The organism is Mangrovicella endophytica (assembly GCF_002893625.1).
GTDB lineage: Bacteria > Pseudomonadota > Alphaproteobacteria > Rhizobiales > Rhizobiaceae > Mangrovicella > Mangrovicella endophytica.
This window is the reverse complement of record NZ_PKMZ01000003.1, coordinates 128,505-154,293: the sequence shown is the minus strand read 5'-3', so window position 1 is coordinate 154,293 and position 25,789 is coordinate 128,505. Positions and strand designations below refer to the sequence as shown.

Below are 25,789 nucleotides of genomic sequence, written 5' to 3'. Positions count from 1 at the left end.
CCAGCCGCGGCGCTTCCGCCCTTCTTTTCATGCCCGCGGCAGGCTGCATCATGGACGTCAAAGCGACCTTCGACGCGATCATTCTCGGACTGACGGAGGGGCTGACGGAGTTCCTGCCGGTCTCATCGACCGGGCACATCCTGCTGCTCGGGCATTTTCTGGGCTTCAAGTCGGCCGCGCACAGCTTCGAGGTGCTGATCCAGCTCGGGGCGATCCTGGCCGTCCTGTCGGCCTATTTCGCGCGGCTCTGGCAGCTCGCCGTGACGCTGCCGACCAGCGCCCGCAGCCGCCGCTTCGTCGCCGGCATCCTGCTTGCCTTCCTGCCGGCGGCGATCATCGGCGCGCTGGCGCATGACCTCATCAAAACGGTACTGTTCGATTCGCCGCGGCTGATCTGCACCGCGCTGATCGTCGGCGGTGTGATCCTTCTCGTCATCGACAAGCTGCCGCTGACCGTGCGCTACCGCGACGTGATGGACTATCCGCTGTGGCTGTGCGGGGCGATCGGCGTCTTCCAGTGCCTGGCGCTGATTCCCGGCACGTCGCGCTCGGGGGCGACCATCGTCGGGGCGCTTCTGCTTGGAACCGACAAGCGCTCGGCGGCCGAGTTCTCCTTCTTTCTCGCCATGCCGACCATGGCGGGTGCCTTCGCCTATGACCTCATCAAGTCGCACGAGGCGCTCGGCACGGGCGATATCTGGCTGATCGCGGTCGGCTTCACCGTCGCCTTCATCGCCGCTCTCCTGGTGGTGAAGGCGCTGCTCGACTTCGTGTCGCGCCACGGCTTCACGCCCTTCGCCTGGTGGCGCATCGGCGTCGGCGCCCTGGGCCTCCTGCTCCTGTCGACGATCGGCTGAAGCCAGCCGCGCCGGAGCCTCGTCAAAGGGGCAGGCCGGCGGAGCTCTTCAAGCCGCGCCGCAACGTTCCGGCCACACCAGCGGCTGGAACCGCCAATGTCAGGCGATCTCGCGATCCACAGTCTCGTCGGCGAGCGGACCGCCCTTGGTGAACTGGCCGAGAGGACGGAAGCGGACGAGATAGGTCGGCAGCACCGCATCCAGCGTGCGCGGCGCAATGCCGAAGGCGGCAAAGGTCCGCCCCTCGGCCAGCGCAGCCTCGGAGACGACATTGTCGTTCTGCAGCTGCACCACCTGGTCCGGCGTCAGCGGCGCCCCGGGAAGATATTGCAGGATCTTGGACAGCGTGCCGGCAACACCGAACGGCAAGGAGACGAAGCGGCGCTTGCGGTCGATCACCCGCAGCATCGTCTCCATCATCTCGCGGAAGGTCAGGATCTCCGGGCCGCCGAGCTCGTAGATGCGCCCGCCTGCCACCACGCCGTCCACCGTGCCGGCCACCGCTTCGGCGACGTCGCCGACATGCACCGGCTGGAACCGCGTCGTGCCGCCACCGACCAGCGGCAGCACCGGCGATGTCCGCGCCATGCCGGCGAAGCGGTTGAAGAACTGGTCCTCCGGACCGAACAGCACGGACGGGCGCAGCACGAAGGCGCCCGGCAGCGTCTCGAACACGGCGGCTTCACCGTCCGCCTTGGTGCGGGCATAGCCGGACTGCGAGTTCGCATCTGCGCCGATCGCCGAGAGATGCGTCAGCGGCGCTCCGACGGCGCGGGCGGCTTCCGCCACGGCCCTCGCCCCTTCCGCATGCACCGCGTCGAAGCTCTGGCGACCGCCCTCGGCGAGGATGCCGACGAGGTTGATCACATGATCGGCGTCCTGCACCGCGCGGTCGACCGACCAGCGATAGCGCAGATTCGCCTGCACCGGCATGATCTGGCCCATATTGCCGTTCGGCTGCAGGTGATAGGCGAGATCCGGCCGCCGGCAGGCGACCCGGATGCGATAGCCGCGCCGGGCGAGCGCCCGCACGACATAGCGGCCGAGGAAGCCCGCGCCGCCGAACACCGTCACCGTCTTCTTGGTATCGACCGTCATGGCAGTTTTCGCGGCCCGAGCCGCGCCTTCAAACTTCGTGCCGTTGGAGCCGTTTGCGCTCGGCGCGCCCCGCGCCGATCCGGATCGCCGCGCCGGCCCCGTTCAGCTTCGCTCTTACCGCCAAACGCTAAGGGAGTGAAGGCGCTGCATCGCAGCGAAGGCCGCCCTGGCTGCCATTCTGCGCTGGGGAAACCGCGACCTGCGCCAGGGCGGCGCTGGACCACGTCGCGCGTTGCGGGCGCTCCCGGAGGGCGCCGACCTCGGCCAGCTGCCCGTCGGCGGCTGGCGCGAGCTGGCGGCGCGATCATTCCCGAAAAGTCGCGTTGACAGCCCGCGGGCGAGACTCTAATGGTCCCCGCCGTGCCCAGGTGGCGGAATTGGTAGACGCGCACGGTTCAGGTCCGTGTGCCGCGAGGCGTGAAGGTTCGAGTCCTTTCCTGGGCACCAATTCACTATCCGAGACGATCCGAAGCGGTCTCGATAGCAGCCCAAACCCCTAAGAAGCCGAGCTTCTTTGTCGGACTTAGTCCGACAAGGGGTGTTGGTATCCGAAAAGTTTGTTGGTAGCTTCGTTGGTATCAGTCGCAGATCGCACTTCTGAGGCGATCCGATACCAACAAGCGGATGCCGCGATGCCGCTCTCCGACCTGCAAATTAGGGCTTTGAAGCCATCCGATCGCCCTAGGAAGCATAGCGACGGGGGCGGGCTTCATCTGTTGGTATCGCCTAATGGATCTAAGCTCTGGCGCTTGGCCTATCGCTTCGACGGAAAACAGAAGCTTCTTGCCTTCGGTGCCTATCCCATTGTCTCGCTGTCTGACGCACGGGCTCGAAGAGACGACGCAAAGACGCTTCTGAAGCGAAACGTCGATCCATCCGAGAAATCGAAGCTCGACCGCATCGCGGCGACGGCATCTCGCGCAACGACCTTCGAGGCAGTTGCCCGCGAGCTGCTATCCAAAGCCGAGCGCGAGGGCAAAGCCGAAGCGACGTTGACGAAGAAGCGCTGGCTTCTTGGACAAGTCCTGTCGGATATTGGCGGCAGGCCTATCAAGGAGATCAGTGCGGCGGAAATTCTCGTTCCGCTTCGACGTGTAGAGGCCCAGGGCAACTTTGAGACCGCGCGCCGCCTTCGCGCCTTCATCGGTCAAGTATTCCGCTTCGCGATCGCGACGGCGCGCGCCGAGAACGATCCGACTTACGGGTTGCGCGGCGCACTGACGGCGCCAACCGTTACACATCGTGCCGCCTTCATCGACTGGCAGAACTTCGGCGGTCTCTTGCGTGCCATCGCGACTTACGAAGGTTCGAGTGATACGAAGGCGGCGCTTCAGCTTCTCGCTCTTCTCTATCCGCGTCCTGGCGAACTGCGGCAAGCCGAATGGAGCGAGTTCGATTTAGCCAAGCGAGTCTGGATCATCCCGGCCGCAAAGACGAAGATGCGGCGCGAGCATCGCAAGCCTTTACCCGGTGCGGTAGTTGCTGTCCTCGAAGACGTCCGCAAGCGCTCCGGCTCCGGTCGGCTCGTCTTCCCAGCGATCCATACGACCTTGCGTCCGATGAGCGAGAACACGTTGAACGGAGCCCTTCGCCGTATGGGCTTCGGAAAGGATGAGATGACCTCGCACGGATTCCGCGCGTCGGCGTCATCCCTCCTCAACGAAAGCGGCCTCTGGCATTCGGACGCTATTGAAGCCGAGCTGGGCCATGTTGGTGCCGACGAGGTGCGCCGCGCATACCATCGTTCGGCGTATTGGGACGAGCGGGTTCGTATGAGCGAGTGGTGGTCCGCCAAGATCGCTTCCGTGACGCGCGGAGATCAAACTGGGCGCCGGAATCGTTGATGTGGCTCAGATACCCTATAAAGATCCTCTGTGGCGCAGTAATCCTATACAATATCTGATCTACTGTCGCTTTCCCTTACTTGCCGAGTTTGCACCCTTCAATGGTCTCACCGTGCCTGGCGAACTCCGGCATGAATTTCAGCTGCAGGAATCCGAAGCGGAGCGCTGGCGGTCGGAACTAGAGCAGACGGACGGCGACCAGATTGCGAAGCTGATCGATGAAGCGGTACGAGGGGAGCCTGAACGGCAGCAAACTCTAGCTAAGGCTATCGAGAGGCAGCGCCCCTATAACCAAAAGGAATGTAGATCAAATCCTGATTTCTGGGTAAGAGCGACTTACTGGACATGGGAGGAGGCCCTTCTCCTGTCGTTTGGACTCGATCCAAAGAAAATCGGCATTCAAAACATAATGCCTTTCCAACACGCATCGGAATTCGCCGGCAATTTTGCCGACCGATATGAGCTTATCAACCGTGCCCGATCAGCCAATCAGCTTCCGGAACGTGCTCCGCCAATCGCATATATTGCTTGGTTCCAGCATGAAGATTTAGATTTCGACAAAGATATCATCGATCTTTTCAATCGGAAGCTACAGAGGCTTGCGGAGCTGCGCGGAGACAGCGCAGCTTCGGGCGAACTTGCGAAGATCGAGCAAACCTTTGATCCGCAGACCGCAGTTCTACGTGCCTACTTTGCCTCGCTTCGCGCTATGGGGAGCCATGGCAGTGTTGCCGATGCACCAAGCAACGATCAGGCAAGTTCGGCGAAACCTGAATTGGCGACGCGTGAACGGGACAGCCTGTTGAAGCTGGTCATCGGCATGGCGGTTGGAGGCTATGGCTATGATCCACGCGCCGCGCGTTCGCCAATCGCGGCCCAGATTGCGACCGACCTGCAAACGCAGGGGCTGTCCCTGACAGACGACACCATCCGCAAATATCTGCATGAAGCGGCCGAACTCCTGCCGTCTCCTGGAGCCGATTAGAGCCTGCCGTAACCGATTTCGGGAACGCCTTAACCGAATTCGCCCACTGTCTCTAACGTCCTTCCTAAGCCTGCCTCGTCCCTTCCACGACGAGGCTACACCATGACGCATCCCGCAAATCTGCCGGCGACCGGTTTCCTCCGCCTTCGATCCATTCTCGCGCCGGCCGGGCCGATCCCCGTGTCCAAGTCGACATGGTGGGCAGGCGTGCGCGACGGACGCTTCCCGAAGCCGACAAAGCTCGGCAGCCGGATTACGGTCTGGCGCGTCGAAGACATCCGAGCGCTGATCGAGACGGGAGCTCTTTAAGCGTGTCCCGGCGCCCCAACGGCAGGGCGATCAAGAAGCATCGCAGCTACACCGTCGACGAGGCGGCGCGTGCGCTGAAAGCCTCGAAAGGAACTGTTCGGCGATGGGTGAAGAACGGCTTGCCGGCTCTCACCGATCAGCGGCCGGCGCTGATCATGGGCAGCGAGTTGATCGCCTTCCTTGATGGACGAAAGAAGAAAAGCCAGCCCTGCCAGCTCCATCAAGCCTTCTGCTTCTCCTGCCACGCACCGCGTGACCCCGCCTTCGCAGATGTCGAAGTTCGACCACTTACAACCACCGGCGGGATGATGCGCGCGCTCTGCGGGCGGTGTGCGACCGTAATGCACAAGCGGCTTTCGCTCGCCCGCATGCCCGAGCTTCGCGCACTGGTGACGGTTTCAATCGTGCAGGGGGACGAACGCATAGGCGAGAGCCGTTCCCCCTGTCCAAATGATCACTTGGAAACGATGAGGTGAACCCGTGCGAAAACACCATCCCAAAAATGAGCGGATCAAGCGCGCTTACGCCATCTATCTAGAGGATGCGCACCGTATGGCTCCGAAGAGTGTCGATCAGGCTTTGGCAGCGATCGCCAGCTTCGAGGCGTCGACCGGCTGGCGGGACTTTGCAAGGTTCAATATCGAACAGGCGCGCAAATTCAAGCGGCAGCTCGAAGAGGATTTGAACCCGAAGACCGGCCGGCCGCTCGCTAAGGCGACGAGCTATGCGCGGCTCAAAGCGGTTGGTCGCTTTATCCATTGGTTGGCAGGGCAACAGGGTTACAAATCGAAGATCAGCTATTCGGATGCCGACTATTTCAACCCGTCCGCGAACGACGCTCGGATCGCGACGGCGACCCGCGAACAACGTGCGCCGAGCATGGAACAGGTGCGCCGCGTAATCGCATCGATGCCGGCCGAATCGGCAATCGAAAAGCGCGATCGGGCGCTGATTGCCTTCATCTTCCTGACGGGAGCGAGAGACGACGCGGTGGCGTCGCTGTCCCTAAAGCACGTCGACATGGAGCGGCGGCTTCTCGATCAGGATGCACGGACGGTTCGCACTAAAAACCGGAAGTCGTTTCCCACCTGGTTCTTTCCGATCGGCGACGATATCGAAGCCATCGTTCGGGACTGGAAAGCCTACCTCGAAGAGCAGCTATTATTCGGTCCCGACGATCCGCTGTTTCCCAAGACGAAGGTCGGGCTGGAGGAGGGGCAATTCGCACCCACCGGCCTCGAAAGAGCGAATTGGTCGAATGCCGATCCGATACGTCGGGTTTTTCGCGAGAGTTTTGAAACCGCTAGCCTACCCTATTTCAACCCTCATAGCCTGCGGAAAACGCTGGCGCGCTTCGGCATGACGAAGTGCAAGGGAGACGCGGAGGCGTTCAAGGCGTGGTCCCAGAATCTCGGACACGACGACGTCATGACGACATTCACAAGCTACGGCTCCGTGGCCCGTGAGCGGCAGGAAGAGATCATGGAAGAGCTTCGGAAGGGCGCCGGGGAGAGGGCGCCGGACGGCAGAGGTGACGTGCTCGAGCCCGATCTGAGGGCAAGACTTCTGGCGATGCTTCAAGGCAACGGGGCCTGACGCGATTGAAGGGGAAATCGCAATCCGCCATTGCCTGCCGAATCGGCGGCTGATTCTATTAGCTGCGAAGCAGCAATGACGGGCGATCGGGGGCGGCGTGACCGAACTGAATTTAGGGGTAAGGAATTCGTCTATAATCACCGACTTTCCGTGCCGCTTCGCCCCCTCACCAGCGGATCGGGCTTCCACCATACCAAGCTGCCGTTGCCGACCCTGCTCAAGGCGCTGCGCACCTCCATCCTTAGGTCGAAGGGCAACGCAACCAGCACGCTGATGAAGGACATCGGAATTCACTATAGGACGGCCTTCCTGCTCCAGCAGAAATTCGGTGACGGCCTGAAGCACTGCATTGACGATATTACGCTGGAAGGGGAGGTCGAGATCAATGGAGGCTGGTTCGGCGGCTACATCAAGCCCGAGAAAATCGCAGCCGAAAGAGGGACGGTGATGTCGATGATCCATTTTTTCGTGGGCGCGCAAGCGCTGCGGACGGCCAGCGCCCATGCTTGATCTTGCGAGCCACACTGCCGGCGAGCACGCCTACAATGGCAAGACCCTCACAGAGAGGGTTGCCGGACGCTTTTACACGCCTGCCCAGTTGGCAGATGACATCGCGGAGCAGATGGTTTCCGCGCTGAAGACGACCGGGCTGACCAAGGTCGTTGCAACCGATCCATTCTGTGGCGATGGTCGTCTGGTGATGGCCCTGCTGTCGGTGGCCGCGCGGAACTCTAAGCTTGCGAAGCTGCCCTGGGTTATAGAGCTGCGTGATCGTGAAGCGGCTGCTGCAAAGACCGCCGGCGATCATGTACGCGCTGCTGCACTTCGTCTGGGCATGGACGTGGAGACGGTCGTGATCGTGGGCGATACGTTCGCAAGCGACCTGTCGCCGCGATTCGACTTCGTCATCACGAATCCCCCATGGGAGTTGCTGAAGCCCGATAGTCGCGAGATCAAGCACCTCACGCTCAAGGACGCGGAGCGATATAAAACGGATCTGCGTGCTGCCTCCCGGGTGCTCGACAATCGCTTCCCCGACGCACGTGCGGATGGAGCCTGGGGCGGTTGGGGCACGAATCTCGCCCGATGTGGCTGGGACTTGTGCATGTCCATCGCGCGGAAGGGGGGCGTTGTCGGTGTGATCCTTCCAGCCACCATCATGGGCGACCAGTCCTCCGTCCCCATGCGTCGCAAGGCATTCAGTTCTGGTACGCTCGTCGACGCCGCAGCGTATCCGTCCGAGGCTCGTCTGTTCGATCGGGTGGACCAATCGGTCGTCGCGCTGACGATGCGGGTTGGCGGTCGCGTTTCGGCGAGCGGACGCATCCGTTGCTTCGATGCCAATCGTCTTCCAGCGGGTGAACAAACGATCATGCTCAAGGCGCCGGCCATGGAGGCTCGCGGCTGGACGATTCCGACGGGCCGTCCTGCAGGCGTCCACGAGCTAGCCGACCTGTTCGTTGGGATGTCGACGCTTCAGTCGCTCGAAGGCGAAGGGGCAACGGACCTCTGGCTCGGTCGTGAACTCGACGAAACCCGCATTTCTGAAAAGCTGGTCGCTGGTTCCAGTCACCCGTTCATCAAGGGCCGTATGATCGCGCGACACGGCATCGTCGACGAGCCGACGATGTCCGTTCGGCCTGCACTGTGCGGTGGCTTCCATTCTGCTGCCAGGCCGCGTGCCGTCTGGCGCGACGTCGCCCGTGCCACGTCGAAGCGCCGTATGATCGGAACCGTCATTCCAGCGGGATGGGTGGCGGGCAATTCCCTGCACGTGGCGTGCTACCGGGATGGTGATCCTGACCGCACCCTGGCGCTTCATGCGCTGCTGTCGTCGTTTGTCGTCGAAGCGCAGGTCCGTGAGCGGCTCAGGACCGGGCACATGTCGCTAGGAGTGGTGCGACAGGCTCGCATACCCACCCTTGACGCGAGTCTGATCAAGAGCCTGTCGTCGCTGGCACGTGGTGCAATGCATGGTGGTGGCGTGCCCGCCGAACGTCGCCTCGAAATCTCCGTGGCCAAGGCATATGGGCTGGATCGCGATGATATGGCGCGTCTGCTGGACGACTTCCCCAAACTAGAAGAATGGGAGCGCGAGGCATTGACCAGCGTCGCGGCCTGGACCGAGTAAGGCCCATGATCTCCAATCATCAAAGCGCCACGCTGAGTGAGCTCGACCTTCAATTCGCCCGCTCCGTGCCGCCTGGCGGCAATTGGCAGGACATTCCCGTTAGCGTGCCTTCTGCTCGCCTGGCGCAGATCAGGGAGAGCTATGCGGCGGGCAAGGGATCGCGATCGACCTATTACGGTCGCCTGCGTCCCGATGCTCCGAGCTACACGATCGGAACCTACTACACCCGACCCGGCAACGGGTGCTTCATGCATCCGGATGCATCCCAGGATAGAACCATATCGCACCGCGAAGCGGCACGATTGCAATCCTTCCCCGACAGCTTTGTCTTCAATGGATCGCAGCGTGCCGTCTGCCAGCAGATCGGCAACGCAGTCCCGCCGCTGCTGGCTATGCAGGTTGCCGAGACGCTCGGCACGGCCGGCGACATGGTAGACGTGTTTGCCGGTTGCGGTGGCCTGTCCCTCGGCTTCAAGTGGCAGGGGTGGAAGACCCTCGCGGCTACGGATTTTGACAAGTTCGCGGTGCACGCATTCAACCAGAACGTAGCCCCGCTTGCGATCGTCGGCGACATGAATGACGACCTGGTGATCGAGCATCTGGTGGCGGCGACGGAAGGCCGGGACCGCGTCAGGCCTCTCGCTCTCGTTGGCGGTCCTCCCTGTCAGGGGTTCTCGACTGGCGGCAAGAAGCGGTCAGAAGATGATGCGCGTAATCATCTTCATGCACGCTATTCCATCCTCCTGGATCGCATGAAGCCCGACGTTTTCGTATTTGAGAACGTCCTTGGGCTGCTCAGCATGTCGGGCGGTGCATTCCTTCAGCGCATTCTCGCCGGATTCGAGAAGGCTGGATACGACGCCCAGGTTTGGAAGATGAACGCCGCCGAGTTCGGCGTTCCCCAAAGACGCGTTAGGGTGGTGATCGTCGGTGTTCGACGGGGAGGCATGGCGCCGCCACGGAAGCCTCTCGAATGGTGTTCGCTCTCGGCCGGAGGGCTTCTCGATGCGGAGCCGGTCGTTACCGTCGACGAGGCCATTGGGGATCTGCCTCGTTTGACCGCGGGCCAGGACGGATCTGATCTAGAATATGCGAAAAGACCTGCATCGTCATACCAGGCGCTGATGCGTGGGGAGATAACGCCAGTCAGCTATCTCGCTAAGGCACGCGGTTCCAGCACGAAGTTGGCGGCATGATCCCGATCAATTCCAAAGCAGTTTACGACAAGGCGCTTGAGATTCTCGAAGCTGCAGGCGGCAGTGGCTTCCGCGGACGCGCCGCGCAGATATTCCTCGCCTGCAAGCACTATGGAAATCAGATTCCGATGGTCGGCTCGGCTATCGGTATCGACTCCAGGCAGCTGCAGCAGCTGCTCGATGATCTATACAGCAAGCCGAATCGGAGCACGCCTGATAAGATCGCGATCATCTTCGATGATGACCACAAGGTTCCCACCGGTACCACCGGCGGCATCCTGACCGTCCCCTCGAATATCTGGCGCAACAATCTCAATCTACAGAAGGGGTTCGTCTGCTACGCTTCGGTGCAAGAAATGCAGACACGGGGTTTCGTCGCCGCTTCACGAAAGGAGTGTCCGCATCTGCGCCCGGTGGGCACCAAGACACTGGCGAATTCATGGTGCCAATTCAAGGGGAAGCCGCCGGTATATCGTGGTGAGGATAATCCCAAGATGTTCCGGAAGGATCCAGTCACCGGCGAATACACGGTCCACGATCCCCAGGACGTGACCTTCTATTCCGGAATAATCAGGCCAGCCAGCGGCGTGAAGCTGCCGATAGCCCCCCTGATCATCGCGATCTACTATGACGGCATTCTGGCGGCTGGGCGAAATCATGTGGACGTCCCCGATTTCCTGACGGATTTCGGTTTCACTCCGGCGGAAGCTGCTGCCTATTTCGACGATGACCCAGGGTCAGCTGCACATCAGGCTCTGGCGCTGGTCGCGGCAGGGGTGACGTGGACGCGTCTATCAACCGGTCCCGCGGTAGCGGTTCCTGCAGTGACGTTGCCTGGTGTCCCTCCGGCACCAACTCCGAAAACGGTTGCCGGAAAAAAGGCGAAGGCCTTACCGCACCATAGCTCGATCGGGTTGACCACATCACCACCACCGCCAGCGACAAGCGGATGGTGGAACGCACAGCAGGCTGTGAGGACAACCTTGGAAACGGCAGGGTGGTTGGTAGTCGACGTTAGCGGCAAGAAAGTCGGATATGACTTCAAGATTATCAAGGCCGGTCAGGTTAAGATGGTCGAAGTCAAAAGTTCGGTGGGCATCTGCACCGCTACGCTGACCGATCTGGAATACCAACAGGCACTGGCGGTGAGAAATGATTTCGTGCTGGCGATCGTGGAACACTACGACCCATCACTTCCTGCAACGATCCAGTGGGTCGAGGACCCCGCTCATCTACAGATGACGAAACGACTAGTTTTTCAATACACGCTTCCTCGCTCGGTGTGGCGTAACCATACTACACCGATGCCTTAGAGTTCCGTCACACTATGATGACCAGCTCCGCCGGTAGTGTCGACGTGCTCGACGATGCCGTCCATCTACTTGGCCCGCAGCGTCGCGTCTCCGATCACATCGCCCTGAGATACTTTCACGCCGGCCGGCACTCTGGCGATGGCGATGACAAACGGCGAGAGACTGTAGAATGCGCTCTCGTTCTTATGAGCGACTGGCCATCGAAACTGCCCACGTATTTGCGAGCGATGCGGGGGAAGCGTTCCTAGCGTACTCACTTGTTGGTATATCCGTTGGTACTTTGCAAATTATTCTCAGAAGAAACTCCACATTAACAACCACTTACCAAATAGATGAGACGCCTTTCCTGGCACCAATTCCCTGGACCTTTAGTTCAGGAAGCCAAAACTCCAGCGACATCGCGATAATGAGTGCTGGCCTGCAGCGACGCGGTGTCGTGCCGTGAAGGCTGCCCCGCTGATACATCCGAGTGTCATAGACAGAGAGCCCTACGTCGTCTTGGGCGTATGTAAGGCCTGCGGCAGGTGGAGAGCTGCTCAGCGTCCATGGCAACGTCAGCAGACTGGATCGGTTGCCGCAATTAACGGCAACCCTGCGTCCAGTCTACAATCCAGGCAACCGATGATCCAGCATCAGGATTACGTTCGCTATCGTCCCGTACTCCTACCGGATAGCTTCATTCTCGGAGCTGTTGCGCAGATCGTTCCGGGCGGACTCCGTGCGATCGAATTGACAGACGCTGCGGAAAAGCAGGCCAAGATCGTCTACGTCATGGCGGACGACGTGGGCGCCGTCCTGCGCGTCGGGCAGACTGGACGGACCTTCGCCGAACGATGGAGCACTCCTCTGTCGTGGCTCGATCTTGACAGTGTTCGCCGACCGATCCGTCCGAATGAAATCAAGGACATGGAGACGATAAGGAAGAACCTGAGGGGCCGGTTGCTCACGGTCTGGATCAAGACAGCCGAAGAGCATTCATTGAGCTACTTGGGCGAGGTTCATCCGGTTAGCCTGCGGCATTCCGAGGAGATCTATCTCGATAGAGTGCTTAAACCGGTAATAGGCCAGCCTCTCAGCATCCGAGACTGAACTGCCCGGCCTTAGCCTCAATGGTTGTCAATACGGTCCGGGGTCCACGGCTCCGGCGCAGTTGGACTGCAGGATGAGTCTCGGTACCTGTAAACTCGCATTCTGTGGCGGTGCAACGAAATCGCTACTCCTCGCGTTGATCGGCCAACCAACACAGGAGTTCGCAATGCGCAGTCTGTTGCTCGCCGTGGCCGCCATCGGCCTCGCCACGCCCGCCGCCCTGGCGCAGACCACCACCACCACGGTGATCCAGGAAACCGCCCCCACCACGACCACGGTGGTCGAGGTTCCGGCAGAAGTCCGCACCTATGTGACCAAGCAGGAAGTCCCGTCCGTCACGCTGGAAGGCCCGGTCGTGGTCGGCAAGGTGCTGCCGGACACGGTGACCTATCAGGTCATCCCCGACAATGACGGTTATGCCTATGCCGTGGTCAACGGTCAGCGCGTCATCGTCGACGCCAAGACGCACAACGTCATCGAAGTCTACGACTGAGCCTTAACGGTCTAGACTCTTCCTCAGGTGAGGATAGACGGCTGGCGCACTCCGCCGGCCGTTCTGCTTTTTGCGCGGCGGGTCGAAGGCAGTCGTGCGGGTTGTGCCGGTGTGCGGCTGCGCTTCAAAAGCTCCGGAGGCGCCGCTGAAGCCTTGCAAAAAGCTCATACCTCTCAAGAGGCGCTCGTCACCTCTGGGAAAGACACCATCGTCTTCAGAGCTTTAAGAGCAGCCCAGTCTGAGTTGGAGCGTCGACGTCCACTCCGTCTAGAAGCAGAGTTCCAGTGGTGTACACCCGGTCTATCCATAGCGATCTAGCTGTCTAGAACGACGGCGCTTTACCGGCTACACTGCAGATCGATCCGGGCTAGCCTCAGCGGCCCGCTGCGGCTGGAGCATGCCTTGGCCTTCCATATCAAGAACCCCGAGACCGACGCACTGGCGCGTGAACTCGCCGCCAAGCGCAAGACCGGTCTCACCGAAGCTGTGCACGCCGCGCTTCAGGCCGAGCTCGACCGCGAACGCGAAAAGCCGCTGCTGCCGGATCTCGTCGCAGCCTTCTGCCGCGACCTCCGCAAGAAGGCCCAGGCCCGGGCGGAAGCCGGCAGTTCCACCCGGCCGCGCTGATGTTCCTCGACGCCTCGGCGCTGATCGCCATGATGACGAGCGAGGACGAGGCGCGCAACCTCGCATCCCGCCTGCAGCGCACCAAGACGCGGCTGACCTCGCCGCTCGCGGTCTGCCATGCTGCCGCCGCCGTGTCGCTGGTGCTGAAGCTGCCGATGGGCGAGGCGGAGGCTGCGATGGACGAGTTCCTGGAGCTTGCCGGCGTCAAGGTGATGTCGCTGCCCGCCCAGATCACACCGCTGGCGCTGGAGGCCTTCCGGCGCTTCGGCAAGGGCCAGGGGCATCCGGCCGATCTCAGCATGACCGACTGCTTCGCCTATGCCTGCGCGCGTTATTATCGCCAGCCGCTGCTGCACAAGGGCGGCGGCTTTGCCCGCACCGACCTGGAGACCGCCTGATCGGGCTGCGCATCCACATGACAGGGCGGAGCCATTTGGCCGCAATCGCTCCAAACCTTGGGCCTTGACCCCACGGGCTGATCAGGCTCTTTCCCGGGCAAGCCTCGGCACTGCGCCGAGACTGGAGACAGAGGGCCTGCCGAGATGACGATCCGTGTCCACAAGGGCGACCTGCCCGATCTTGCCCGCTACACCGGACCGGTTGCCATCGATACCGAAACGCTCGGCCTCGACACGCGGCGCGACCGGCTCTGCGTGGTGCAGCTCTCGCCCGGCGACGGCACCGCCGACATCGTCCAGATATCCAAGGGCCAGCGGGAGGCGCCCAATATCGCAGCCCTCCTGCGCGACGCCTCGAAGACGAAGATCTTCCACTATGCCCGCTTCGACGTCGCGGCGCTCTACCATGCCTTCGGCGTCATGACGGACGGCATCTTCTGCACCAAGATCGCCTCGCGGCTGACCCGCACCTATACCGACCGCCACGGGCTGAAGGACCTCGCCCGCGAGCTGATCGGCGTCGATCTCTCCAAGCAGCAGCAGTCCTCCGACTGGGCGGCGGAGACGCTGACCCCGGCGCAGCTCGAATATGCCGCCTCCGACGTCCTCTACCTGCACGACATCATGGGCGTTCTCTACAAGCGGCTCGATCGCGAGGACCGCATGGATCTCGCCAAGGCGTCCTTTGCCTATCTGCCGACCCGCGTGCGGCTCGACCTTCTCGGCTGGGGCGAAGAGGACATCTTCTCCCACTCGGTCTGAGCGTCACAGGCAACGACAGCGCTGCAGACCCGAGGCTTTCGGAAAGCGGATGTGAGGCGATGAAGAAGCGGGCCGGGATCTGCCTGATCGGGCTGGCGAGCGCCCTTGGGCTCACCTTCAGCATCGGCGCCCATGCGGCGCCGACGCAGCCGGTAGCCGCGGCGAGCGACACGACCGCACCGATCGTCTTCGTGCCGGGTGATGGCGACGGGCGCGGCTTCTGGATGACGCAGATCTGGCGCTTCGAGGTGAACGGCTATCCCAGTGACCGGCTGTTCTCCGTCGCCATCCCGCACCCCGTTGCCCGCACGGACGATGCGGTCGAGGAGGTAAACCGCTCCTCGACCGCCGAGGCCGCCGATGCGGTGCGGACCGCGGTCGACGATGCGCTGGCAGTCAGTGCGCCGGGCGCCAAGGCGGTGATCGTGGCGAGCGGCCGCGGCTGCCAGACGGCGCGCAACTACGTGCGCAACGGCGGCGGCGCTGCGAAGGTCGCGCGCATGGTGCTGGCCGGCTGCACCCACAAAGGCCTCTTCGTCGATCCCGCGGACAGGCTCGGCTCGGAATACAACGGTGCCGGCGCCTTCCTCACCGCGCTGAACGCACCGCCGGAAGTTCCAGCCGGCATCCCCGTGACGGTGATCCGCTCCGACGCTGCCGATCTCTATGCGCAGCCGGACGGGCGTTTCGCCGGCCGCCCCGGGGCGGCGACCGGCCTTTCCTTCGACGGGCAGGAGCTGAAGGGTGCGGAGACGGTGGTCTTGCCCGGCGCCGATGGCCGCGAGACCGCAACCTCGCTCGAAGCCTTCATCGCCATCTACAAGGCTGTGACCGGCACGCCGCCCGGCAAGGTCGCGCTGCTGCCGGAAGACCAGCCCGTGCTCAGCGGCGCCATCACCGGATGGGAGAACGGCGCGCCGACCAATCTCGGGCTCCCCGGTGCGCAGCTGACCATCCATGCCGTCGATCCGCTGACAGGCGAGCGCATCGGCAAGCCGGTGCTGGACGAGAAGGCCGGCCCGAACGGCGAATGGGGTCCGTTCACCGCGCTGCCGGGGCAGACCTACGAATTCGTGGTCACCGCCGCCGGCTACCCGCTCACGCGGATCTATCGCTCGCCCTTCCCCCGCTCATCGCGGGTTGTCGACCTCCGCCTCTTCCCGGCGGCGGCCGCTACGGTGAATGGCGCGGTGCTCGCCGGCGAGACAGTCGGAATTATGCGGCCGCTTGGCTATTTCGGCGTCGACGACACTGCGCTTGTCGACGGGCAGCCGCTGGCAGGGCGCCCCGCAGGCGACCCCGCGCCCTCGGTCTGGATCTCCGCCGTTGCCGTGCCGGGACCGGCGCGAAGTGTGGAAGCCAACTTCGCGCTGGAGGCGATCGCGGCGCAGACGACGCCGCAGGATCCGGCCGACGTCGCCTGGATCGAGTTCACCGACTGAGGCGACCCCGCAACCCCGACCGACCTTTCTCAGCTGCCTCGCCTGCCTTGCGCCTCGCGGCTGCCGAGCGAGACCTGGCGGGCTTCTGCAAGCAGCCGCGACAGCAGCTCGTCGGTGCGCGTCTTCGACGTATCGATCGGCACCACGAAGCAGAGCGTCGCCTCCACCCGGCTTTTCTCGTCATAGACAGGTGCCGCCAGGCACATGGTGACGGCGTCGACCAGACCTGAGGTGATGCAGTAGCCGAGCCGGTCGGCCTCCTCGATCGAGGCGATGAAATCGTCGAGCTCGACGCGCCGGCCGTCCGGCAGGAAGCGGTCGGCCTCCGGCACCAGCGCCTCCACCGCCGCGCGGTCCGAGCCCGCCAGCAGCAGCCGCCCGGATGCTGTCCAGGGCAGCGGAATCTGCAGGCCGACCGCCGAGCTGATGCGGAAGGGCCGTGTGCCCGGACACATGTAGATGATCGTATAGCGCCCGTTCTGCAGCGTGCAGAGCTCGGCGGTCTCGCCGGTCTCGCGCGACAGCCGGTCCACCGCCTCGCGCCCGCGCCGAACCAGAGCGTTCTCCCGGCTGTAATCCATGCCGTAGAGGTAGAGCTTCTTACCGAAGAAGACGCGGCCGTCCGTCTCCTCCAGCAGCCCCGCCTCTGTCAGCGAGCGCACCAGGTTGTAGGTCGTCGACCGCGGCGCGCCGAGTTGCCGCGACAGCTCGGCGACAGCGATGGGCGAGCCGTGCGCATGGAGGAAATCCAGCATCTGCACCACCCGGTCGAGACTGCGCTCGCGGCTCGACGCCGCCGGCACGGGGGCACGATCGGCGCTCCCTGCCTGCTGCTGCAGCACCAAAGGCTCTTGCATCGGATTTTCCCAGTGGTAAGCTTGTCCCTAACAACGGACACTTGTCCATTACAAGAGACAACACCATTCGGCAAGCCGGCTCGATCGCGCCATCGAGCGGAACGACCTTGCTTGCTCAGGCGCATGGAGGTTGGCATGAACGACGTCTCGAAGCGACGGGAATTCCTCAAGTTCGGTGCGGCCGGCCTCGCGACGGCGGGCCTTGCTGCGGCGGCCTCGACGACCTCCGTGCGTCAGGCGGCGGCGCAGGCCTCCTCCGACAGTCTCCTTCGCACCGTCCTTGACCGAGGCTCCATTCTCGTCGGCACGGGCAGCACCAATGCGCCCTGGCACTTCGAGAACGAGGCGGGCGAGCTCGTCGGCATGGACATCACCATGGGCCGCATCCTCGCCAAGGCGCTGTTCGACGACGAGAGCAAGGTTGAGTTCGTGCTGCAGGATCCGGCACAGCGCATCCCGAACGTCACCACCGGCAAGGTCGACGTCTCCATCCAGTTCATGACCATGAGCTCGCAGCGCGCCCAGCTCATCAATTTCTCCCGGCCCTACTATGTCGAGGGCGTCGCCCTCCTGTCGCGGCCGGATGCCGAGGTGAAGACCTTCGACCAGATGAAGGCCAAGGGCGCGGAGGCCCGCATCTCGATCCTCCAGAACGTCGATGCGGAGAACTCCGTCCACGCCGTCCTGCCGGAGGCGCAGGTGATGCAGATCGACACCCAGGCCAACGTCCTGCAGGCGCTGGAGTCGCAGCGCGTCGATGCCGCCGCGGTCGACCTGTCCACCGTGCGCTGGCTCGTCGCCCGCAACCCCGACCGCTACTTCGACGCCGGCAAGCAGTGGAACACCATGCTCTACGGCGCAGCGCTCCGGCAGGGCGATCTCGACTGGCTGAGCTTCGTCAACACCGCCTTCACGGTCGGCATGTTCGGCCACGAGACCGCCCTCTACGACAAGGCCTTCAAGGACTTCTTCGGCCTCGAGGCGCCGGCGCGCGTGCCGGGCTTCCCGACCATCTGACGGCGGGTCCGACCCGCTCATCCAGCGGCCGGCGCAGGCAGCGCCGGCCGATCGCACGGCTTTAGGGCTCATCTCGGGGGCGCATGGGCTACCATCTCAACTTCAACCTGATCTGGCGGCATTTCGACAAGCTGTGGGGCGGCCTCATCCTCAGCCTCGAGCTGGCCGTGCTGTCGATCGCCATCGGCATCGTGATCGGGCTGGTGCTGGCCACCTGGTACGTCTCGGCCGGCCGCGTCGCGCGAGCCGTCATCGGCGCCTATGTGGAATTCATCCGCAACGTGCCGCTGATCCTGCTCGTCTATCTCGTCTTCTATGGCCTGCCGAAGGCGCTCAATCTTGCCTATGACGCGCCGACCTCCTTCGTCGCGACGCTGTCCATCTATAGCGGCGCCTATCTCGTCGAGGTGTTCCGCTCCGGGCTGGAGGCTGTGCCGCGCGGCCAGCTTGACGCCGGCAAGGCCATCGGCCTGACGCCATGGCAGCGCTTTTTCCACGTCCGGCTGCCGACGATGATCCGCATCACCCTGCCGGCGCTCTCCAACACCTTCATCTCGCTGTTCAAGGACACGTCCGTCGCCTCGGTCATCGCCGTGCCGGAGCTGACCTACGGCGCGCAGTGGATCAACTTCAACACGTTCCGCATCGTCGAGGTCTATCTCGTCGTCACCGCCATGTATCTCGTCACCGGCTACGGGCTGCTCTTCGCCCTGCGGCTGGTCGAGCGCCGGTTCAGGGTGCGCTGAGATGATCGGCCAGATCCTCTACGCGCTGCCCTTCCTCTGGCACGGCTTCCTGATCACCCTTGCCGTGTCGGGCTTGGTCGTCGTCATCTCGCTCGTCGTCGGCGTCGCGCTGGGCGTCGGCCTCGTCTATGGGCCGCTGCCGCTGCGCCTTGCCGTGCGCATCTTCAGCGACACGATCCGCGGCATCCCGATCCTCGTCCTCATCTTCTTCGTGTATTACGGCCTGCCGGCAATCGGGCTGCAGCTCGACGCCTTTGCCGCGGCCGTCCTGGCGCTCACCCTCTTCAAGGTGGCGCAAGTCGTAGAATATGTGCGCGGCGCCATCGCCTCGATCCCCGCCGGGCAGGCGGAGGCGGCAAAGGCCATCGGCCTCACCTTCGCGGCGCGGCTTCGCTACGTCATCTTCCCACAGGCGACGCGGCGCTTTCTGCCGCCCTTCGTCAACGGCGTCACTGACGCGGTGAAGGGCAGCGCGCTGGTCTCGCTGCTCGGCGTCACCGACCTGATGCACGCGATCAACCAGGTGATCGGCCGGACTTACGACGCGCTGCCGCTCTACCTCCTCGGCGCCGTCATCTATTTTCTCGTGAACTACGCGCTGTCCTCGCTCAGCCGGCGGCTGGAGCGACGCTATGCCTTCATCCGGGAGTGAGCCGATGATCCAGTCCACACAGGGCGGCGCGGCGACACATGCTCCGCTTCTCGCCATCGAGGGCCTGACCAAATCCTTCGGCAAGGTGGAGGTGCTGCGCTCGGTCGATCTCGGCGTCGCCAAAGGCGAGGTCGTCACCGTGATCGGCCCCTCGGGCAGCGGCAAGACCACGCTCTTGCGCTGCGTCAACTTCCTAGAGACCTACGACAGCGGCTCCATCCGGATCGACGGGCGGGAGGTCGGCTACAAGGACGCCGGAGGCCGCGTTCGCCGCGGCGAGCGCGAGCTTGCGGGCATCCGGGCCGACACCGGCATGGTGTTCCAGAGCTTCAACCTCTTCCCGCACCTCACCGCCGCCGAGAACGTCATGCTGGGCCTGCGCAAGGTGCGCGGCAAGAGCAAGGCGGAGGCGCGCGCCGCGGCCGAGCACTGGCTGTCGCGCGTCGGTCTCGGCCACAAGGCCGACAGCCTGCCGGGCGAACTCTCCGGCGGCCAGCAGCAGCGCGTCGGCATCGCCCGCGCCGTCGCCATGGAGCCGAAGATCCTGCTTCTCGACGAGATCACCTCGGCGCTCGATCCCGAGCTCGTCGGCGAGGTGCTGGAGGTGGTGAGGAGTCTGGCCGCCGAAGGCATGACCATGCTGATGGTGACGCACGAGATCGCCTTTGCCCGGGATGCCAGCCACCGCATCGTCTTCATGGCCGATGGCAAGGTCGCTGCCGCCGGTCCGCCGTCCGAGGTGCTTGCCGCCGCCTCGCACAACCAGCGGCTCGGCGCCTTCCTGGCCCGCTTCCGCGCCTCGCACTTCTGAAAGCTGAAATCCGTTGCAAGCCTCGACCCCCGAGACGGCGGCAGCGCCGTCGCCCTACGCCAAGCTCGCCGCCCTCGGGCTCGACCTTCCGGCGCCCCCGAGCCCGATCGCCAACTTCGTCACCTTCGTGGAAAGCCGGCAGCTGCTGTTCCTCTCCGGCCAGGGGCCGCTCGATGCACGCGGCGTTCTCCAAACCGGCAAGGTCGGCGGCGAGGTCTCGATCGAGGCGGCCTATGGCCATGCCCGTCTGACCGGGCTGAACCTCCTCGGCGTGATGCATGCCGCGCTCGGCGATCTCTCCCGCGTCACCCGGATCGTCAAGCTGCTCGGCTTCGTCAATGCCGTACCGGACTTCGGCGACCACCCGCGGGTCATCAACGGCTGCTCGGACCTTTTCATGGAGGTGTTCGGCCCGATCGGCGCACATGCGCGCTCGGCGATCGGCGTCGGCTCGCTGCCCGGCAATATCAGCGTCGAAATCGAGGCCGTGATCGAGATCGCGGCGTAGAGCCCGCTCGACCGTCCTCATCGAACCAGGACCGCCACTATGACCTACCGCCCGAACGAACCGATCCGCCAGCGCCTCGGCCTCAGGCCGATCATCAACGTCTCTGGCACAATGACGGCGCTCGGCGCCTCGATCATCGTCCCTGAAGCGATCGAGGCAATGAGCGAGATCGCCAGCCAGTGGGTTGAGATGGACGACCTGCAGCGCAAGGCCAACACGGTCGTCGCACGGCTGACCGGCGGCGAGGCCGGTTTCATCACCGCCTGCTGCGCGGCCGGCATCTCCATGGCTGTCGCCGGCACGATGACGGGCACGAACCTCCTCGCCATCGAGCGTCTGCCGGACGATATCGAGGGGTTGAAGAACGAGGTGATCGTCCAGCTCGGCCACATCGTGAACTACGGCGCGCCGGTCGATCAGTCGGCGCGGCTTGCCGGCGCCACCGTGGTGCCCGCCGGCACCGTCAGCATCACGCAGGACTATCATGTGCGTGAGGCGATCCGGGACCGCACTGCGGCCGGCCTCTATGTCGTCACCCATCATTCGGTGCAGTACGGCATGCTGTCGCTGGAGGAGTTTGCGGCCATCTGCCACGAGAAGGGCGTGCCGGTGATCGTCGACGCGGCGTCGGAATACGACCTCACCGGCTTTCTCGCGCGCGGCGCGGATGTCGTCATCTACAGCGGCCACAAGTTCTTGGGGGGACCCACCAGCGGTATCGTCGCGGGCCGCAAGGATCTGGTCCGCGCGGCCTATCTGCAGAACCGCGGGCTGGCGCGGGCGATGAAGGTCGGCAAGGAGACGGTCGCCGGCGCGATGGCCGCGCTGGAGGCCTGGGAAAAGCGCGACCATGCTGGCATCCGCCGTCGCGAGGAGGCGGCGCTCGAGGTGTGGCGGGCCGCTCTCGCCGGACGACCGGGCATCGATGCCTATGTGATCCCGGACCCGACGAACAACCCGCTCGACCGGCTGCAGGTCGATGTCGGTCCGGACAGCGGCTACACCGCCGCCGGCCTGGCGGCGGCGCTCGCGAGCGCCTCGCCGCCGATCATGGTGCGCAACCACGAGGTGGAGCGCGGCCATTTCTTCCTTGATCCGTGCAATCTGCATCCCGGCGAGGAACACACGGTGGCCGAGGCGCTCGTCGCGCTCCTGGAAGCGCCGACGAGACCAGCCAATGCCATGATGGTGCCGCGCAAAAACAGCGCCGCATTGCTCGCCTGGCCGGACTGAGCGCTATGCCGATGCCAAGCTGAGGGGGGTAGCGCGTTCGGAGTGCTCCGCCCGACCGGCGACGGCAGGCGGGGGCGGGCCGGCTATTTCCTGCCAATTGCCTCGTCGATCATCATATTGGCGATGGTCATGCGGCGGTTGGCGGCCTCGCGCCACTCGGCCGGCACGCGGTCCGGGTGATTGTCCGCCGCAAAGGTGCGGCGGATGCGGCGAAGGTCGCGCAGCTTCAGCTCCGGCTTCAGGCCCAGTTCGCGCGCCACGTCCTCGGCATTGGTGCTGAAGCGGGAGGGGTCGATCTCGGCCGCAGCCGCAAGCGGAGGCTCGGCCGGCTCACTCTCGCCTGCCGGCGGGACCACTTCGTCCAGCGGCACCGGATCGGCGTCGATCGGCGGCACCTCGCGATCGGCGAAATAGGCCCGATCGGCGGCTTCGCGCCGGACCGCAAAGAGGCCTGCAGCCGCCCCGACGATACGCCAGACGCCGGATGGGCGCCGCACGGCGAGATTGATGACGGGTTCCTCGTCGCGGGCGGCACGCGCCACTTGGTCGAGTACCTCGCCGAAGTCGAGATCGTCCTTGAAGGTCGAGGCGGTGTCCACGCGCATGCCGTCCGGTTGTGCCTTGAGCGCGATCCTGACGGGGGTGGCTCAAGCCTCGGTTAAGCTTCGGCGGGAAACGGGCCGGTAGAACCGCGGTTGCAGGGCGGAACGGCGCAAATTGCGCGCCATGGTCAACACGGCGTTAACGCATCGCTGCGGCGTCGCGTCTGACGCGTGCCGGCAGCTCGACCGTGGATCGCGGAACCCGTCGCGGGCGCCTCGCGTCTTTCCGGCAGGGCACGGCAGGAGGACGCCATGGGCGAGGTTCCGAAGAAACCCGATACGCAGGTGACGCCGATGGAGGCGCAGAACATGGAGATGGCGCGCAAGAAGCCGGGCAAGAAGCCAGGCGCCGCCGATCCGGGCGTCGATGTCGCCGCGGCCGCAGCGGCCGTTTCCAAGCCGTCGGACGTCGGCGGCTGAGCGGCTTAGAGCTGTCATATGTCAGCGGCTGATCCGCCTTGTCGCAGCGGCAAGTCCATCGCTCTCTGACTGCCGCATGGCCGAGGTTATGGAGCGGCGATAGGCGGCATGATGCCGACAGCAAAAGGCCCGCGGGATCGCTCCCGCGGGCCCTTTCTTATGGCGTTGAGGGGCCGGTTGCCCGGCCGGCCTCTTACTCGGAGTCGCGGCCCTTGAGGGCGGCGCCGAGGATGTCGCCGAGCGAGGCGCCCGAGTCGGACGAGCCGTACTGGGCGACCGCTTCCTTCTCTTCCGCGATCTGCAGCGCCTTGATCGACACGCCGATGCGGCGGGCCTTCTTGTCGAACTGCGTGACGCGTGCATCGACCTTCTGGCCGACCGAGAAGCGCTCGGGGCGCTGCTCGTCGCGATCGCGGGCGAGATCGGCGCGGCGGATGAACGAGGTCAGGTCGCTGTCGACGATCTTCACCTCGAGACCGCCGTCCTTCACGTCGGTGACCTCGCAGGTGACGATGGCGCCGCGGCGGATCTCACCGGCTTCAGCCGCATCGACGAACGGATCGCCGCCGACCTGCTTGATGCCGAGCGAGATGCGCTCCTTCTCGACGTCGACGTCGAGAACCTGCGCCTTGACCATGTCGCCCTTGTTGAACTCCTCGATGACCTGCTCGCCCGGACGGTTCCAGTCGAGGTCGGACAGGTGCACCATGCCGTCCACGTCGCCGTCGAGACCGATGAACAGACCGAACTCGGTCTTGTTCTTGACCTCGCCCTCGACGATCGCGCCGACGGGGAAGTGATCGCGGAAGGCTTCCCACGGGTTCTGCAGGGTCTGCTTGAGGCCCAGCGAGATGCGGCGCTTGACCGGATCGACCTCGAGCACGACCACCTCGACCTCCTGGGAGGTCGACAGGATCTTGCCCGGATGGACGTTCTTCTTGGTCCAGCTCATCTCGGAAACGTGGATCAGGCCTTCGATGCCCGGCTCCAGCTCGACGAACGCGCCGTAGTCGGTGATGTTGGTGACGCGGCCGGAGACCTTCACGCCCATCGGGTACTTGACGCCGATGCCTTCCCAAGGATCCGCCTCGAGCTGCTTCATGCCGAGCGAGATGCGGTGGGTTTCCTGGTTGATGCGGATGATCTGGACGCGAACCGTCTGGCCGATCTGCAGGATCTCGGTCGGATGGTTGACGCGGCGCCAGGCCATGTCGGTGACGTGCAGCAGGCCGTCGATACCGCCGAGGTCGACGAACGCGCCGTAGTCGGTGATGTTCTTGACGACGCCCTCGACGACCTGACCCTCTTCGAGGTTCTGGACGATCTCGGAGCGCTGCTCGGCACGGCTCTCCTCGAGCACGGTGCGGCGCGACACGACGATGTTGCCGCGGCGCTTGTCCATCTTGAGGATCTGGAACGGCTGCGGCGTGTTCATCAGCGGCGTCACGTCGCGGATCGGACGGATGTCGACCTGGGAGCGCGGCAGGAAGGCCACGGCGCCGTCGAGGTCGACGGTGAAGCCGCCCTTGACCTGGTTGAAGATCTGGCCTTCGACCTTCTCGCCGGCGTTGAACTTGACCTCGAGGCGGACCCAGCTCTCCTCACGGCGAGCCTTGTCGCGCGACAGGACGGCCTCGCCGAGGGCATTCTCGATGCGCTCGACATAGACCTCGACGATGTCGCCGACCTTGAGCTCGCCGCCGGTGCGGCCGCCGAATTCCTTGAGGGCGACACGGCCCTCGACCTTCAGGCCGGCATCGATGACGGCCATGTCCTTCTCGATCGCGACGACGGTTCCCTTGACCACGGCGCCTTCGGCGACATCGTTGTCATGGAACGAGGCTTCGAGCATCGACGCGAAATCATCGCGGGACGGGCTTGCGTTAGACATTCTTTCTCCTTGAAGGCCCTCCACATTGGGAAGGCGGCGCGCCTTGGGTCAGCGTTGCGGGTGCTTGCCGGCAGTCCGGTCCAGCGGTCGCACGAAGGCTCCAGATGGACCCGCCGTCCTTCGCCAAGGGCGGAAACGGACGGCGTTCGGCGCGGCGGACCGGCCGGTAAGCAGAGTTCATTCAATGCGCGAAGCGGTCAGGCACGGGATTGAGGCACGATCGGCGCCCGCTTCCGCACAGACGAAAAGGGCAGGCCTTCCGTGAAGGCTGCCCTCAAGCTCCGTCCAGGCGATGCCGATCGATCCACTCGCAGGCGGCCCGGAACGCGGCCTCTATATCCAATTCGCTGGTGTCCAGCAAGTGCGCGTCCGGTGCCGGCTTGAGCGGTGCCGTGCTGCGGCCGGCGTCGCGGGCATCGCGTTCGCGCACCTCGGCGAGGATGCGCTCGTAATCGACGGCCCGGCCCTTTGCCGAGAGTTCGTCGGTGCGCCGGCGGGCCCGCACCTCGGGGCTGGCCGTGACGAAGATCTTCACTTGCGCATCGGGCAGGATCACCGTGCCGATGTCGCGCCCATCGAGAACGGCGCCCTCCGGCCCCGCCGCGAAGGCACGCTGGAAGTCGGTCAGCGCCGCGCGCACGCTCGGATGCACGGCAACCCGCGAGGCGAGTTCGCCGGCCTCGCGTCCGCGCAGCGATCCGTCGTCGAGATGCGTCGGCTTCAGCGTCCTTGCGATCTCCCCGGCCGCCTGCGGATCATCGAGGTCGACGCCCTTGTCGAAGGCGCGCCGGCCGATCGCCCGATAGAGCAGGCCGGTGTCGAGATAGGGCAGGCCGTAATGGGCCGAGACCTTCTTGGCGAGCGTGCCCTTGCCGGCCGCGGCCGGTCCGTCGATCGCGATCGTCAGCGCTT

Annotated in this window: 28 protein-coding genes and 1 tRNA gene; 24 read left to right on the top strand and 5 right to left on the bottom strand. The window is 64.3% G+C overall.

The features are described 5' to 3' along the window. The first annotated feature begins 50 nt into the window (after positions 1–50). The gene (locus tag C0R46_RS09620; RefSeq protein ID WP_102959751.1) at positions 51–857 is read left to right on the top strand and encodes an undecaprenyl-diphosphate phosphatase; all 807 of its coding nucleotides are present in this window, start codon (positions 51–53) and stop codon (positions 855–857) included. A 99-nt stretch (positions 858–956) separates the two neighbouring features. On the opposite strand, the gene C0R46_RS09615 is transcribed toward C0R46_RS09620, so the two are convergent. After that, positions 957–1,955, bottom strand: a complete 999-nt coding sequence (locus C0R46_RS09615; RefSeq protein WP_102959409.1) for a complex I NDUFA9 subunit family protein — start codon at positions 1,953–1,955, stop codon at positions 957–959. A gap of 362 nt (positions 1,956–2,317) precedes the next feature. On the opposite strand from C0R46_RS09615, the gene C0R46_RS09610 reads away from it, so the two are divergent. The 16 genes from C0R46_RS09610 to C0R46_RS09535 all read left to right on the top strand — a co-directional run bounded on the left by C0R46_RS09610 (position 2,318) and on the right by C0R46_RS09535 (position 16,140). Beyond that, positions 2,318–2,402 (top strand) — tRNA-Leu (locus C0R46_RS09610). Positions 2,403–2,587: 185 nt separating this feature from the next. Next, complete coding sequence (locus C0R46_RS09605) at positions 2,588–3,799, top strand: tyrosine-type recombinase/integrase (protein ID WP_102959408.1); 1,212 nt, start codon at positions 2,588–2,590, stop codon at positions 3,797–3,799. Position 3,800: 1 nt separating this feature from the next. Then, entirely contained in the window at positions 3,801–4,784 is a 984-nt protein-coding gene (locus tag C0R46_RS20780) for a hypothetical protein (protein ID WP_157944612.1), read from the top strand. A gap of 102 nt (positions 4,785–4,886) precedes the next feature. Further along, positions 4,887–5,093, top strand: coding sequence for a helix-turn-helix transcriptional regulator (locus C0R46_RS09595; protein ID WP_102959406.1), 207 nt, complete (start codon positions 4,887–4,889; stop codon positions 5,091–5,093). Positions 5,094–5,095: 2 nt separating this feature from the next. Further along, positions 5,096–5,569 (top strand): helix-turn-helix domain-containing protein, encoded by a 474-nt coding sequence (locus tag C0R46_RS09590; protein ID WP_157944611.1) that lies wholly within the window; start codon positions 5,096–5,098, stop codon positions 5,567–5,569. Between the two features lie 76 nt (positions 5,570–5,645). Continuing rightward, positions 5,646–6,689: a tyrosine-type recombinase/integrase gene (locus C0R46_RS09585; protein ID WP_245413506.1), complete on the top strand. Its 1,044-nt coding sequence runs from the start codon at positions 5,646–5,648 to the stop codon at positions 6,687–6,689. A 75-nt stretch (positions 6,690–6,764) separates the two neighbouring features. Then, positions 6,765–7,199 carry a hypothetical protein gene (locus C0R46_RS09580; RefSeq protein ID WP_157944610.1) on the top strand — a complete coding sequence of 145 codons (435 nt, stop codon included), beginning with the start codon at positions 6,765–6,767 and terminating at the stop codon, positions 7,197–7,199. Then, a complete protein-coding gene (locus tag C0R46_RS09575) occupies positions 7,192–8,820 on the top strand; it encodes an N-6 DNA methylase (protein WP_102959402.1) in 1,629 nt (542 codons plus the stop codon). Before C0R46_RS09580 ends, C0R46_RS09575 begins: the two co-directional genes overlap by 8 nt. Positions 8,821–8,825: 5 nt before the next feature. After that, positions 8,826–10,016, top strand: coding sequence for a DNA cytosine methyltransferase (locus C0R46_RS09570; RefSeq protein WP_245413505.1), 1,191 nt, complete (start codon positions 8,826–8,828; stop codon positions 10,014–10,016). Next, on the top strand, positions 10,013–11,329 hold the full coding sequence (locus tag C0R46_RS09565; RefSeq protein WP_102959400.1) for a protein NO VEIN domain-containing protein: 1,317 nt from the start codon (positions 10,013–10,015) through the stop codon (positions 11,327–11,329). Before C0R46_RS09570 ends, C0R46_RS09565 begins: the two co-directional genes overlap by 4 nt. 621 nt (positions 11,330–11,950) lie before the next feature. Continuing rightward, positions 11,951–12,418 carry a hypothetical protein gene (locus C0R46_RS09560; RefSeq protein WP_102959399.1) on the top strand — a complete coding sequence of 156 codons (468 nt, stop codon included), beginning with the start codon at positions 11,951–11,953 and terminating at the stop codon, positions 12,416–12,418. A 166-nt stretch (positions 12,419–12,584) separates the two neighbouring features. Next, positions 12,585–12,911, top strand: a complete 327-nt coding sequence (locus tag C0R46_RS09555; protein WP_102959398.1) for a DUF1236 domain-containing protein — start codon at positions 12,585–12,587, stop codon at positions 12,909–12,911. A 402-nt stretch (positions 12,912–13,313) separates the two neighbouring features. Further along, positions 13,314–13,538 carry a type II toxin-antitoxin system VapB family antitoxin gene (locus C0R46_RS09550; RefSeq protein WP_102959397.1) on the top strand — a complete coding sequence of 75 codons (225 nt, stop codon included), beginning with the start codon at positions 13,314–13,316 and terminating at the stop codon, positions 13,536–13,538. Beyond that, positions 13,538–13,936: a type II toxin-antitoxin system VapC family toxin gene (locus C0R46_RS09545; RefSeq protein ID WP_102959396.1), complete on the top strand. Its 399-nt coding sequence runs from the start codon at positions 13,538–13,540 to the stop codon at positions 13,934–13,936. Before C0R46_RS09550 ends, C0R46_RS09545 begins: the two co-directional genes overlap by 1 nt. 144 nt (positions 13,937–14,080) lie before the next feature. Next, positions 14,081–14,698 carry a ribonuclease D gene (locus tag C0R46_RS09540; RefSeq protein WP_102959395.1) on the top strand — a complete coding sequence of 206 codons (618 nt, stop codon included), beginning with the start codon at positions 14,081–14,083 and terminating at the stop codon, positions 14,696–14,698. A gap of 59 nt (positions 14,699–14,757) precedes the next feature. Beyond that, on the top strand, positions 14,758–16,140 hold the full coding sequence (locus C0R46_RS09535; protein ID WP_102959394.1) for a twin-arginine translocation pathway signal: 1,383 nt from the start codon (positions 14,758–14,760) through the stop codon (positions 16,138–16,140). 29 nt (positions 16,141–16,169) lie between these two features. Here C0R46_RS09535 and C0R46_RS09530 read toward each other — a convergent pair whose 3' ends face one another. After that, positions 16,170–16,997: an IclR family transcriptional regulator gene (locus C0R46_RS09530; protein WP_102959393.1), complete on the bottom strand. Its 828-nt coding sequence runs from the start codon at positions 16,995–16,997 to the stop codon at positions 16,170–16,172. A gap of 135 nt (positions 16,998–17,132) precedes the next feature. On the opposite strand from C0R46_RS09530, the gene C0R46_RS09525 reads away from it, so the two are divergent. From C0R46_RS09525 to C0R46_RS09500, 6 genes are all read left to right on the top strand, one after another. Further along, positions 17,133–18,014 (top strand): transporter substrate-binding domain-containing protein, encoded by an 882-nt coding sequence (locus tag C0R46_RS09525; protein ID WP_102959392.1) that lies wholly within the window; start codon positions 17,133–17,135, stop codon positions 18,012–18,014. An 83-nt stretch (positions 18,015–18,097) separates the two neighbouring features. Beyond that, entirely contained in the window at positions 18,098–18,760 is a 663-nt protein-coding gene (locus C0R46_RS09520; RefSeq protein ID WP_102959391.1) for an amino acid ABC transporter permease, read from the top strand. Position 18,761: 1 nt separating this feature from the next. Then, a complete protein-coding gene (locus C0R46_RS09515; protein ID WP_102959390.1) occupies positions 18,762–19,412 on the top strand; it encodes an amino acid ABC transporter permease in 651 nt (216 codons plus the stop codon). Positions 19,413–19,416: 4 nt separating this feature from the next. After that, positions 19,417–20,223, top strand: coding sequence for an amino acid ABC transporter ATP-binding protein (locus C0R46_RS09510; RefSeq protein WP_102959389.1), 807 nt, complete (start codon positions 19,417–19,419; stop codon positions 20,221–20,223). Positions 20,224–20,236: 13 nt separating this feature from the next. Further along, entirely contained in the window at positions 20,237–20,731 is a 495-nt protein-coding gene (locus C0R46_RS09505) for a RidA family protein (protein WP_102959388.1), read from the top strand. Between the two features lie 39 nt (positions 20,732–20,770). Then, positions 20,771–21,964, top strand: coding sequence for an aminotransferase class V-fold PLP-dependent enzyme (locus C0R46_RS09500; RefSeq protein WP_102959387.1), 1,194 nt, complete (start codon positions 20,771–20,773; stop codon positions 21,962–21,964). Between the two features lie 83 nt (positions 21,965–22,047). Here the strand turns inward: C0R46_RS09500 and C0R46_RS09495 are convergent, their stop codons facing one another. Beyond that, complete coding sequence (locus C0R46_RS09495; RefSeq protein WP_102959386.1) at positions 22,048–22,569, bottom strand: hypothetical protein; 522 nt, start codon at positions 22,567–22,569, stop codon at positions 22,048–22,050. A gap of 249 nt (positions 22,570–22,818) precedes the next feature. On the opposite strand from C0R46_RS09495, the gene C0R46_RS20775 reads away from it, so the two are divergent. After that, complete coding sequence (locus C0R46_RS20775; protein WP_157944609.1) at positions 22,819–22,986, top strand: hypothetical protein; 168 nt, start codon at positions 22,819–22,821, stop codon at positions 22,984–22,986. 193 nt (positions 22,987–23,179) lie between these two features. Here C0R46_RS20775 and rpsA read toward each other — a convergent pair whose 3' ends face one another. Continuing rightward, complete coding sequence (gene rpsA / locus C0R46_RS09490; protein WP_102959385.1) at positions 23,180–24,877, bottom strand: 30S ribosomal protein S1; 1,698 nt, start codon at positions 24,875–24,877, stop codon at positions 23,180–23,182. Between the two features lie 274 nt (positions 24,878–25,151). Further along, positions 25,152–25,784: a (d)CMP kinase gene (gene cmk, locus C0R46_RS09485; RefSeq protein ID WP_102959750.1), complete on the bottom strand. Its 633-nt coding sequence runs from the start codon at positions 25,782–25,784 to the stop codon at positions 25,152–25,154. Positions 25,785–25,789 lie beyond the last annotated feature (5 nt).